Raw genomic sequence first — 11,460 nt, forward strand, 5'->3', positions numbered from 1 at the left:
CCCAACCCGGCCCGCAGCTCAGCAAGATCCGACCCCACGACCACCGCACGGTCCTCGAACACCGACCGCGTCACCGCGAGCGAGAACCCCACATCGGACACGGAAACCCCGGACGACTCATCCAACGCATCCAGAAGCCGCGCCGCCTGCGCCCGCAACGCCCCCTCACCCCGCGCCGACACCGGCCACACCACCACCGAGCCACCACCGGAACCCGCAGACCCCGCAGAACCCGCAGACTCCACGGCCTCCTCGACCGCCCCGGCCTCCTCCAGAACCACATGCGCATTCGTGCCGCTGACTCCGAAGGCGGAGATGCCCGCAGACCTCGTACGGCCTTCCGTCTGCGGCCATGCCTGAGGTTCGGTGAGCAGGTTCACCTTTCCCGCCGACCAATCCACGTGGGCGGAGGGGGCATCGACATGGAGGGTGCGCGGCAGCGTCCCGTGCTGCATCGCCATGACCATCTTGATCACGCCACCGACCCCGGCGGCGGCCTGCGTGTGCCCGATGTTGGACTTCAACGAGCCCAGCCACAGCGGGTGTTCACGGTCGCGCCCGTACGTGGCGAGCAGCGCCTGCGCCTCGATCGGGTCACCCAGGGTGGTCCCGGTCCCGTGCGCCTCGACCGCGTCCACATCCGACGCCGACACCCCGGCACTGGCCAACGCCGCACGGATCACACGCTGTTGGGACGGACCGTTGGGTGCGGTGAGGCCACTGCTGGCGCCGTCCTGGTTGACCGCGCTGCCACGGACGACGGCCAGCACACGGTGACCGTTCCGCCGCGCGTCCGACAAACGCTCCAGCAGCAACAGCCCCGCGCCCTCACCCCACCCCGTACCGTCCGCCACATCCGCGAAGGACTTGCAGCGGCCGTCGGGGGCGAGCCCCCGCTGCCGGCTGAACTCGGTGAAGGTGACCGGCGTGGACATCACGGCCACACCACCGGCCAGCGCGAGCGAGCACTCCCCCGCCCGCAGGGCACGGCAGGCCAGGTGCAGCGCGACCAGGGACGAGGAACAGGCCGTGTCCACCGTGACCGCCGGCCCCTCCAGACCCAGCGTGTAGGAGACGCGGCCGGAGGCGATGCTGCCCGCGCTGCCGTTGCCGATGAAGCCCTCCAGGCCCGGCGGCGGCACGTCGAAGCGGGATCCGTAGTCGTTGTACATGACGCCGACGAAGACACCGGTGGGGCTGGAGCGGAGCGCACTCGGGTCCAGGCCGGCGCGTTCCAGGGCCTCCCAGGAGATTTCCAGGAGGAGCCGCTGCTGCGGGTCGGTGCCGAGGGCTTCGCGCGGTGACATGCCGAAGAAGTCGGGGTCGAAGTCGGCTGCGTCGTGCAGGAAGCCGCCCTCGCGGGTGTAGCAGGTGTCCGGGTGTTCGGGGTCCGGGTGGTACAGGGAGTCGACGTCCCAGCCGCGGTCCTCCGGGAAGGGCGTGATGGCGTCGGTGCCGTCGGCGACGAGCCGCCACAGATCCTCGGGGGTGCGGACATCGCCCGGGTAGCGGCAGGCCATGGAGACGATCGCGATCGGTTCGCGGTCCCTGGCCTCCAGCTCGCGGACACGGGTGGTCGTGCGATGCAGGTCGGCGGTGACCCGCTTCAGATAGTCCCGCAGGCGATCTTCGCTCACAGCTCGCCCCCCAGGCTCGGGTCCCGCACTGCGGCGGGCATGGCCGGGGGCAGGCCCGCTGCGCTCGGAACGGTCAACAACACCGGATCTCCTCAGGCTCGGGACAACCCACGCGGTCCGCATGGCGTCTCGAACACCTCGAACCCGGTCAAGTCTGGGGGCGCTCGAGTGGTCCTCGGCCGCTTGACCTCCGACTCTGAAAAATCCCCTAGTAGGCCCACGCGCCCGCGGGAATGGCGGGGCACCGGCAAATCCCTAGAGTTGCGCGCGATTTCTGGCCTTCTGTTCACCGGACGTGCTGCGCTGGGGCCGCTCCCGGCCTGCCTCCCGTGCGGCCTGCCCGACGAAGGGGGTTCCCGATGACCGCCGTGCCCGCTCCGACGACTCCTGACCTGTCCGCTCCCCCCGAGGTGGGACTCGACGGGGGTACGACGCTGCTGGCCTGGCTGCGGCGGATGCGGGACGAGCAGCCGGTGTGGCGTGATCCGGCCGGTCGCGTCCATGTGTTCCGGCACGAGGACATCCAGCGGATCACCGCTGATCCCGCGCTCTACTCGTCGGACACGGTGAGCCGGCTGTCGGGCGGTGAGCGGCAGCCGCCCGGCGGCACCCTGCTCCTGCTGGACCCGCCGCGGCACGGCAAGTTGCGGCGGCTGGTGAGCAAGGTCTTCACCGCGAAGATGATCAGCGAGCTGGCGCCGCGGATCACCGATGTGGCCACCGAACTCCTCGACGGCCTCGACGGCAGCGACCGCTTCGACCTGGTCGACGCCTTCGCCAATCCGCTGCCGGTCATCGTGATCTCCTCCCTGCTGGGTGTGCCGCCCTCCGACCGCCCGCTGTTCCAGGTGTGGGCCGACAGCCTGCTGACGGTGGACTGGGAGACCCCGGAGGGCGCCGAGGTTCTTGGCAGGACCGTGCAGGAGCTGGACGCCTATCTGCGGCAGCACGTCGCCGAGCGGCGGGCGCGCGAGCACGACGACCTGATGAGTCTGCTGGTGCGGGCCGAGGTCGACGGTGAGGGCCTGAACGACGACGACGTGGTGAGCTTCGCCGCGCTGCTGCTGCTCGCGGGCCATGTCACCACCGCCGTACTGCTCGGCAACATGCTGCTGACGCTGGATCTGGAGGAGGGGCTGCAGGACCGGTTGCGTGCGGACCGCGGGGCGATCGCGCCGTTCACCGAGGAGGTGCTGCGCTGCCGGCCGCCGTTCCTGAAGATCGAACGGGTGCCGACGTCCTCGGTGGAGATCGCCGGGGCGAAGGTGCCGGAGAACACGATGATGTTCCTCTGGCTGCTGTCCGCCAACCGCGACGAGCGCGTCTTCTCCGAGCCGGACCGCTTCCTGCCGGACCGGCCCAACGCCAAGCAGGTCGCCTTCGGGCACGGCATCCACTACTGCCTGGGCGCCCCGCTCGCCCGCATGGAGGGGCAGATCGCGCTCAATCTGATGCTCGACCGCTACGCCGACATCCGCGTCGACCACGACAGCCCGCTGTCCTATTTCGACAACCGCGTCAACGTCTTCGGTCTTCGGCAGCTGCCGCTCAGGGTCCGGCGGGCCTGATCGGCGCCACCGGGCGACGAACCGACCAGACGGAGGATTCATGGCCTACCAGCCGAAACCACCAGTGATACCGACCGACCGCACCTGCCCCTTCGACCCCGACCCGGAGTACCGCCGTCTGCGCGAGGAACAGCCGATCAGCCCGGTCACGTTCGACATCGCGCCGGGCCGCAACGACGGCTGGCTGGTCACACGGCACGAGGACGTGCGGGCCATCATGACCGACCCGCGGTTCAGCCACCGGGCCGAGTTGCTGGCGCTCGTGGCGTCGCCGCCGTTCGAGGTGGAGAACTACGACCCGCAGCCGTCCGGTCCCGGCTCCTTCGTCCGGATGGACGCGCCGGACCACACGCACTACCGCCGCCTGCTGACCGGGTTCTTCACCGTCCGCAAGATCCAGGAGTACGAGCCGACACTGGCCGGGATCATCGACGACGTGCTGGAGGAGATGGCCGGCCTCGAGCCGCCGGTGGACCTGCTGCCGGCGTTCATTCAGAAGGTCGTGTACCGCTCGGTCCACTCGGTGATGGGCGTGCCGGAGGAGGACATCGCCGAGCTCGACCAGCACTTCTCGGCGATCATGCGGATCGATTACACGGTCGAGGAATTCATCGAGCACAACACGGCGCTGGACCAGACGCTGGCGCGCATCGTGAAGGACCTGTTCGCCGAACCCAACGACAAGCTGCTCGGCAAGCTGGTGAAGACCGGTGAGCTGACCGAACAGGAGCTGGCGAACATCTCCTGGATCACCATCGGCGGCGCGCTGGACACCACCCCGAACATGCTGGGCCTCGGCACCTTCGCGCTGCTGCAGCATCCGGAGCAGCTGGAGAAGATCCGCACACGGCCGGAGCTGATGGAGCGGGCGGTCGAGGAGCTGCTGCGTTATCTGACGATCTCTCATATGGGTGCGAGCCGGGTGGCGTTGGAGGATGTGGAGATCGGCGGCAGGACCATCGAGGCCGGGCAGACCGTGGTGCTGTCGCTGCCTGCCGCCAACCGGGATCCGGAACAGTTCGAGGACCCGGAGTCGTTCGACGTCACCCGGCCCTCCCGGCGTCACCTCGCCTTCGGTTTCGGCATCCACCAGTGCCTCGGGCAGCATCTGGCCCGGGCGACCCTGCGCATCGGCTTCCAGAAGCTGTTCGACCGATTCCCGGACCTGCGCCTGGCCGTCGAGCCGGAGGAGATCCCCCTCCGCGACAAGGCCATGCACTACGGCGTGTACGCGCTGCCCGTGACCTGGGGGTGAGCGCTCACGCGTGCGCCGGCCGCGGGCCGTCCCGGCGAGGGGACGGCCCGCGGTCCTGTCAGGGATGCGACCCGCGGTCGGGTCAGGGCTGCGAGGAGTCGCTCGCCGAGTCGGCGTTCAGGTGGGAGAAGCGGGGCCACAGGGTGCGCCAGGGACGGCGCTCGCCCTCGCAGACCCATATCGGGGCACCCCAGTTGAGGTTCCGCACGTCGTGCCGGTTGGTGACCGTGCCGCGCTTGCGCACGCTCGTGAAGAACTGCCGCAGGTAGCGGGCGTCGCCCCCGACGAAGACGACGGGGGCGGTGTCGTCGGCCGGGCGGCGCAGATACCAGTAGCCGCGGTGGCCGCTGTAGGGCCGCGGCAGGCCGAGCGCAGGGCCGTACCGGTCCAGGGCTCCGGCCTGGTCGTACCGGTCGGTGATCAGCAGGGCCCGCCGGCGCTTGTCGGCGGGCAGTTCACGGTAGACGCGGGCCACCGAGGCCGCCAGGTCCGGCCAGCCCACGCTCTCCTTGGCCAGCCCGTCCCCCTTGGGCTCGGCGAGCCGCTGGACGGGGTAGATCGGCAGCAGCTGGACGGCGAGGGCCGCTGAGGCCACGTACGGCACGACGGCCGCCCAGGCGCGCGGGCGGGTGGGGCGCAGCCGCTGCAGTCCCGTGGCGGCCGCCGCCCACAGGACGGCGAAGAGCCCGGCGACGTAGTACGGCCGCCCGTGGACGACGAGGTAGACGGCGCACAGCCCGGCGAAGGTCAGTCCGATGAACCGGTAGGGGCGGACCTCCCGGGCGGAGAGCAGCCTCCACAGCCCGTAGCAGAGCAGTACGGCGCCGACCAGTCCGGCGGTCGTGAGCACGGTGGGCAGGAACCGGGCCTGGCCGCCCTCCTCGGCGGCGACCTCCTGGGAGATGACCTTGGTCATGGCCAGTTGGGGCCAGTCGTTGCGGGCCTGCCAGAGCAGGCCGGGCACCGCGGTGAGCAGGGCGCCGACCGCCGACGCCCACAGCAGGGGGCGGCGCAGCAGGTCCCTGGGGCCGGCCAGCACCACGGCCACCAGCAGCACGGCCCAGAAAGCGGCGCCGAGGAATTTGATCTGGAGGGAGACCGCGGCGGTCAGCCCGATGAGGACCAGCAGCCGGTCCCGCCGGGTACGCACCCACCGCACCAGCAGCCAGGTGGTGAACGTCGTCAGGAAGATGTCCAGGGTGGCGGTGATGAGCAGATGGCCCATCTGCAGCATGACGGGCGAGACGGCGTACGCCCCGGCGGTGGCGAGCTGGGCGGGCCGTCTGCCGCCCAGCTCGCGGGCGATCAGGGCCGCGGTCAGCACGCCCAGGGCCGTCGCGGCGGCGGCCGGTGCCCGCAGCCACACCAGCGAGCCGTGGGAGGCGGTGTCGATCGCGTGGGCCAGCAGCGGCAGCAGCGGTGGCTGATCTGCGTAGCCCCAGGCCGGATGGCGGCCCGCCACGAGAAAGTACAGCTCGTCGCTGAAGTATCCGAAGCGGTCCGCCGTGAGCAGGAGAAGCGCCGCGGTCGCGCAGGCCAGCACTGCGACGGGCAGCAGGGCCAGGGGCGGGAGCGGTCCCTCCGGCGGGGCGGCCGGTGACCGTGGACGCGCGGCGGCCCTGCCGGGTCCTCCTTCGCGGTGGGGGGCCTCGTCCCGGGCGGTGGGGGCCATCTGTCGTCCTCGATCCTGTCGCTCGGCGGCGGAAGGTCTCCACGGATCTCTGATGGACGAACGTACGGCCGCCGGCCGGCGGCCGAGCGGCGCTACCCCTTTCCCCGGAGCAGAGTAGGGGCGATTCCCTAGTCTTCGACGCCCGTGATGGCCGCCGCGGCGGCTCCTGTGCTGGTGTGGAGTACCGAACCGCCGAAGGGCGCCACCCGCTCCCCGTACCTTTTCGGCCTTCTGCCGGCCTCCGGCAGCCGGACGCGGGCGGAGGGCCGGGCACCGGCCCGGTCGGGCCGGATCCTCAACCGATCACGGAAAGACGACAGTCGAGTGATGGACCTTCAGTACATCCGCGGCGTGGCCGGATCACGGCACCGCCCGATCAGGACGGTCACGACATGACGGCGGCGATCATCGCGGACGGCGTCCGGAAGCGGTACGGGGACATCCAGGCCGTCGACGGGGTCTCGCTGAACATCGAGAAGGGCGAGTTCTACGGGATCCTGGGCCCCAACGGCGCGGGCAAGACCACCACTCTGGAGATTCTGGAGGGCGTCCGCGAGCCCGATGAAGGCCGGATCGAGGTGTTCGGCAAGAGTCCCTGGCCGCGCAACCCCGAACTGCTGACGCGGATCGGCGTGCAGTTCCAGGCGTCGTCCTTCTTCGACAAGCTGACCACGCGGGAGACCATCCGCCTCTTCGCGTCCTTCTACCGGGTCGGAGGCCGCCAGGCCGACGCGATGCTGGAGCGGGTCGGCCTCACCGAGTTCGGGAAGGTTCCGGCGGACAAGCTCTCCGGCGGCCAGGCACAGCGGCTCTCCATCGCCTGCGGCCTGGTGCACGACCCGGAGATCGTCTTCCTGGACGAGCCCACCGCGGGTCTGGACCCGCAGGCCCGCCGCAATCTGTGGGACCTGCTGCGCCTGATCAACCAGGAGGGCCGCACGGTCGTCCTCACCACGCACTACATGGACGAGGCGGAGATGCTCTGCGACCGGGTGTCGGTGATGGAGCACGGCAAGGTGCTCAGGACCGGCCCCCCGGCCGCACTGATCCGCGAACTCGACGACATGGTGCGGGTGACCGTGGAGTCGGGACTCGTCCAGCTCGACGCCATGCGGGAGTTGCTGGATTCGGCCGGCGTCGGGGACGTCGCCGTCGAGGACGACGGGGTGTCTTTGTCGGTCGCCACCCGTACGCCGGGGCCCGTGCTCTCGATCCTGGCCGACCAGGGAGCCCTCCGCGGCCTGGAGGTACGCGGCGCCACCCTGGAGGACGTCTTCCTCCAGCTGACCGGACGGGAGTACCGCGCGTGAGCACGGAAGAGACCACGCAGGACCGGGCCACGGCACGACCGGACCGGAGTACGGCGCGGACGGACCGTGGTGCGGAGCGGCCGGACCGGAGCCGGGCGCTCCCGCAGGCGCCGCCTCTGGAACTGCCTCCGTCTCCCCCTCCGAAGCCCTCCGGGCACAAGCACCGCCGTGAACGCGGGAGCTCGGCCGAACGTCTGAGCCCGGTTCGCGAGCTGTCGCGGGCCATGATCCTCAGCGTGCTGCGGGACAAGGGCACGATCTTCTTCCTGCTGATCTTCCCGATCCTGTTCCTGCTGTTGTTCGGCACGCTGTTCAAGAGCACCGGCAGCTCGCACATCAAGGTGGCCCAGGTCGGCCAGGTCCAGGTGCTCGACTCGCTCACCAAGGCCCAGGACAAGCAGTTGTCCCAGGCCGCATCGGTCACCAAGGTGAGCAGTGAGTCGGCCGCACTGGAGAAGGTGCGCAACGGCGACTACGACGCGCTGGTCCGGCAGGACGGCGACACCGTCGTCCTGCGGTACAGCGCCGCCGACTCCGTGAAGGGCGCATCCGCCCGCGCGACGCTCAACGCGGTGCTGGACAAGGCGAATCTGGCGGTGACGGGCGAGTCGCCGAAGTACTCGCTGAAGGCGGGCCAGGTCGAGGACGAGTCGGTCAAGCCCATCCAGTATCTGACGCCCGGTCTGATGGGCTGGGCGGTCGCCTCCAGCGCGGTGTTCAGCACCTCGCTGACGCTGGTGACGCTGCGCCGCAAGAAGATCCTCCAGCGGATGCGGCTGTCGCCGATCCGGGCCTGGGAGGTGGTGGCCGCACGCATCTCCATGACCATGATCATGGCGCTCTCGCAGACAGCCCTGTTCCTGCTGGTGGCGACACTGCCGTACTTCGGTCTGAAGCTCACGGGCCAGTGGTGGCTGGTGGTACCGCTGGTCATGTGCGGAACGCTGTCCCTGATGGCGCTGGGTCTTCTCATCGGCTCGGTCACCAAGACCGAGGAGTCCGCGGGCGGTCTCGCCCAACTCCTGGTGCTCCCGATGTCGTTCCTGTCCGGGTCGTTCTTCTCGCTGGACAACGCACCGGACTGGGTCCAGGGGGTCTCGTACATGATGCCGTTGCGCTATCTGGTGACGGGCAGCGAGGCCGTACTGAGCCGGGGCGGCGGTGTGTCCGACATCCTGCCCACCATGGGCGGAATGCTGGCCTTCACCGCCGTGGTCACCGCACTGACGCTGCGCTTCTTCAAGTGGAACGACACCTGACGCGCCCTTGCCTCCGGTAGCCGGGTAAGGGCGGGCCGAGGCCCTCCGCCGATGGTCGGGCGGAGGGCCTCGGTCTTGGCCGAAACGGGCGTGTGTGCCGGCAACGCCCGGACCCGGCGCCCTTGCTCGTCACCGGGTCGACGCCGTTACGCGACGGCGGTGTTCAGGAGTCACCCCGCCAGCCGTTGCAGTGCAGCACCTCGTCCAGCGGCAGCCGGGGCCCCGGCCGGAAGGTGGTGCGCAGCGGGTGTGCCGTCGGGAGAAGTGCGCCCTGGCGGACGGTGGGAGGGAGTCCGAGGAGGTCTGCGACGTCCCGCTCGCGGTCGAGGTGGACGGTCGTCCACGCGGTGACCAGGCCGCGGCTGCGGGCGGCGAGCGCGTAGCTCCAGGCCGCGGGCAGCAAGGACGCCCACAGGCCGGCCTGGTTGCCCTCCGGAAGCCGCTCGCCCGCCAGTTGGAGACAGGGAATCACCAGGACCGGCACGCGGTGCAGCCGGTCGGCGAGGTACTTGGCCCCGGTGATCATGCGTCGGGTCTCCTCGGGAGCCTCGTCGAGCCGTTCGAGGGCGGAAGCGTTGCGGGCGTGGAAGGCAGCCCGGTACACATCCGCCACGTCGGCACGGACCCGCGGGTCGGTGAGGACCAGCCAGCGCCAGTTCTGGCGGTTGTTGCCGTTCGGCGCCTGCAGGGCCATGCGGAGTGAGTCCTTGACCAGCTCGGGGTCCACCTCCCGTTGCAGGTCGAGACCCCGCCGCACGGTACGGGTGGTGGTCAGCAACTCCTCGCACGTCAGGGGGGATTGAGTGGTCACGGCAGCACCACCGCCCGGGCGACCAGGGCCAGGTAGCTGCCCAGGACGAAGCCCATCGCGACCGGCAGCGGCCAGCTCCCCCGGCGTGCGGACAGGAACCGCCAGGTGCCCCAGGCCGGCAGGGCCGCCATCAGGCAGGGCAGCAGCCCGAGCGTTCCGTCGGAGCCGAAGAGCACGACCTCGCAGACCACCGCGCCGGCCGCGAGGCCCGCGGCGACGGCCGCGCTGCCCCTGGCGCCCAGGTCCTGCGAGTACAGGTGTGCCCCCGGTTCGGTGTCCCAGGAGGTCTTGCGCGCGAACTCGAAGTGCAGGAACACGCAGGCGCACAGCGCGAGAAGCGGCACCGCACGCCAATCGCCGGTGACGAGTCCGGAAGCGGCCGCCGACAGGTACACGTAGAGACCGAGCAGGATCTGCACCGGGTAGGTGACCACGAGATTGAGCAACTGCCGCTCGGTGACCGCTGCCGACAGGCGCTCCAGCGCCACGAGCAGAAGTCCGTAGCCGAGGGCGAGCAGGATCAGCAGGACGGCCGCCCAGGACAGGGCGAGGTTCAGGAGCGCCACCACGACCGTGATCGCGGCCATGCCGCCCCGGAGTTCCGCGACCGTGATGGCGCCGGTGACCAGCGGGCGGTCCGGGTGGTGCACCCGGTCGTACGCGAAGTCCTTCTGCTCGTCCAGCATCCGCAGGAACAGCAGTGCCAGGACGACGCTGACCACACGCACCCAGGTGGAGCCGGTCGGCCGCCAGGCCGTGCCCGACAGCGACACCGCCGAGCCCTCCAGGGCGAGTACCCACAGCAGTCCGTACGTGACGTAGATGTGGGGCCGGAACATGCGCAGCACGAACCGGCCCAGCCGGGCGGGCACCCTGGGGAGGGCGACGGTGGTCACGTCATGGCCCCCTGTCTCACGTACGGGCCGGGTTCGGGGCACCGGCGGCGACGCCTGCCGCGGCGGACAGGACGGCCGGGTGCTCCTCCGCGCGGTGGGTGGGGGCCGGGGCTCGGTCGGCGAACCCGATCCGGGCCTCGGCGACCAGGTGCCCGCTCTGGTGCAGGGTGCACGGGATGTCCGCGCCGGGCGGCGCCGGAGAGGTCCGGCACTCCAGCGGCAGATCCATCTCACCGAAGCGGCGGAACCGTGCGGAGAGCCGGACCGTCTGCGCCGCGGGGGTGGTCAGGGTGCCCGCGTCCACTGCTGCGGTGAGGGCCAGTTGACGGAGAGCCTCCAGCTCCAGCATGCCGGGGACGTGGTCGACCCAGTGGTCGAACATGACCGGGTGCCCGGTGTCCGGCACCAGGAGGGCCGCGCGGCCGCCGTCGCCCGTGGGGCACGACACGGAGATCACCGCGTTGGCGGGGTCACGCCGGTCCACCAGGGCGGGTTCGATGCGTGGCACCGGCAGCGCGAGGGGGGTCTCGGAAAGACCGAGCCTCGTACGCTGTTCGGTCCGTACGCTCTCCCATGCGTCCGGCGGCATCCAGGAGTACGCGATGCACGCCGACATCGCCTCACGTCCGCCGATGGTCGTGGTGAAGCGCAGCCGCAGCCCCGTCAGTCCGGACCGCCCCTTCATCCGGCGCTCGATACGGGCGACGATGACGAGCTCGGTCGGGATGCTGCCGGGTATCAGGGCCGTGGCGTCCCGCACCTCGAACTCGACGGTCCGCAGGAGGAACCTGTGGTCCGCGGGGACGTCGAAGTACCGGTGGGCCACCACGAAGATGCCCTGACGGCACGCCTCCAGCAGCAGCATCGGGGCGTGGTCGGTCCGCAGGCCCAGGGTGTCGTCGTAGAAGGCGTGGAGCCGGGGCAACTGCCCCGCGAGCACCACCTCGTCCTCGCCACGGCGCTCGGCGTCGGTCAGGAAGACCTCGGCGATCGCGGCCCGGTGCACCAGCGACTTCGGGAGTGTCCGGGTGAACTGCATCGGCTGCTCCTCG

9 protein-coding genes are annotated in these 11,460 nt (G+C 70.7%); 4 read left to right on the plus strand and 5 right to left on the minus strand.

Annotated elements, in window-relative coordinates:
* A partial coding sequence (locus tag ABZ822_RS31940; RefSeq protein WP_360861858.1) for a beta-ketoacyl synthase N-terminal-like domain-containing protein occupies positions 1–1,637 on the minus strand: 1,637 nt, incomplete at its 3' end.
* Between the two features lie 359 nt (positions 1,638–1,996).
* Between ABZ822_RS31940 and ABZ822_RS31945 the strand changes: the two genes are divergently transcribed.
* Both ABZ822_RS31945 and ABZ822_RS31950 read left to right on the plus strand, forming a co-directional pair.
* Positions 1,997–3,205, plus strand: coding sequence for a cytochrome P450 (locus ABZ822_RS31945; protein ID WP_360861860.1), 1,209 nt, complete (start codon positions 1,997–1,999; stop codon positions 3,203–3,205).
* Between the two features lie 40 nt (positions 3,206–3,245).
* Positions 3,246–4,460 carry a cytochrome P450 gene (locus ABZ822_RS31950; RefSeq protein ID WP_360861862.1) on the plus strand — a complete coding sequence of 405 codons (1,215 nt, stop codon included), beginning with the start codon at positions 3,246–3,248 and terminating at the stop codon, positions 4,458–4,460.
* 82 nt (positions 4,461–4,542) lie between these two features.
* Here ABZ822_RS31950 and ABZ822_RS31955 read toward each other — a convergent pair whose 3' ends face one another.
* A complete protein-coding gene (locus ABZ822_RS31955; RefSeq protein WP_360861864.1) occupies positions 4,543–6,132 on the minus strand; it encodes a glycosyltransferase family 39 protein in 1,590 nt (529 codons plus the stop codon).
* A 392-nt stretch (positions 6,133–6,524) separates the two neighbouring features.
* On the opposite strand from ABZ822_RS31955, the gene ABZ822_RS31960 reads away from it, so the two are divergent.
* Both ABZ822_RS31960 and ABZ822_RS31965 read left to right on the plus strand, forming a co-directional pair.
* A complete protein-coding gene (locus tag ABZ822_RS31960; RefSeq protein WP_360861866.1) occupies positions 6,525–7,442 on the plus strand; it encodes an ABC transporter ATP-binding protein in 918 nt (305 codons plus the stop codon).
* A 236-nt stretch (positions 7,443–7,678) separates the two neighbouring features.
* Positions 7,679–8,701, plus strand: coding sequence for an ABC transporter permease (locus ABZ822_RS31965; protein ID WP_360861868.1), 1,023 nt, complete (start codon positions 7,679–7,681; stop codon positions 8,699–8,701).
* Positions 8,702–8,864: 163 nt separating this feature from the next.
* Here ABZ822_RS31965 and ABZ822_RS31970 read toward each other — a convergent pair whose 3' ends face one another.
* The 3 genes from ABZ822_RS31970 to ABZ822_RS31980 are packed head-to-tail and all read right to left on the minus strand — an operon-like array spanning position 8,865 to position 11,447.
* Positions 8,865–9,512, minus strand: a complete 648-nt coding sequence (locus tag ABZ822_RS31970) for a nitroreductase family protein (protein ID WP_360861870.1) — start codon at positions 9,510–9,512, stop codon at positions 8,865–8,867.
* Complete coding sequence (locus ABZ822_RS31975) at positions 9,509–10,408, minus strand: hypothetical protein (protein ID WP_360861872.1); 900 nt, start codon at positions 10,406–10,408, stop codon at positions 9,509–9,511. Before ABZ822_RS31975 ends, ABZ822_RS31970 begins: the two co-directional genes overlap by 4 nt.
* A gap of 16 nt (positions 10,409–10,424) precedes the next feature.
* A complete protein-coding gene (locus ABZ822_RS31980; RefSeq protein WP_360861874.1) occupies positions 10,425–11,447 on the minus strand; it encodes a ScbA/BarX family gamma-butyrolactone biosynthesis protein in 1,023 nt (340 codons plus the stop codon).
* Between the last annotated feature and the right edge of the window lie 13 nt (positions 11,448–11,460).

Source organism: Streptomyces sp. NPDC047108 (assembly GCF_040643575.1).
In the GTDB taxonomy this organism is placed as follows: Bacteria; Actinomycetota; Actinomycetes; order Streptomycetales; family Streptomycetaceae; genus Streptomyces.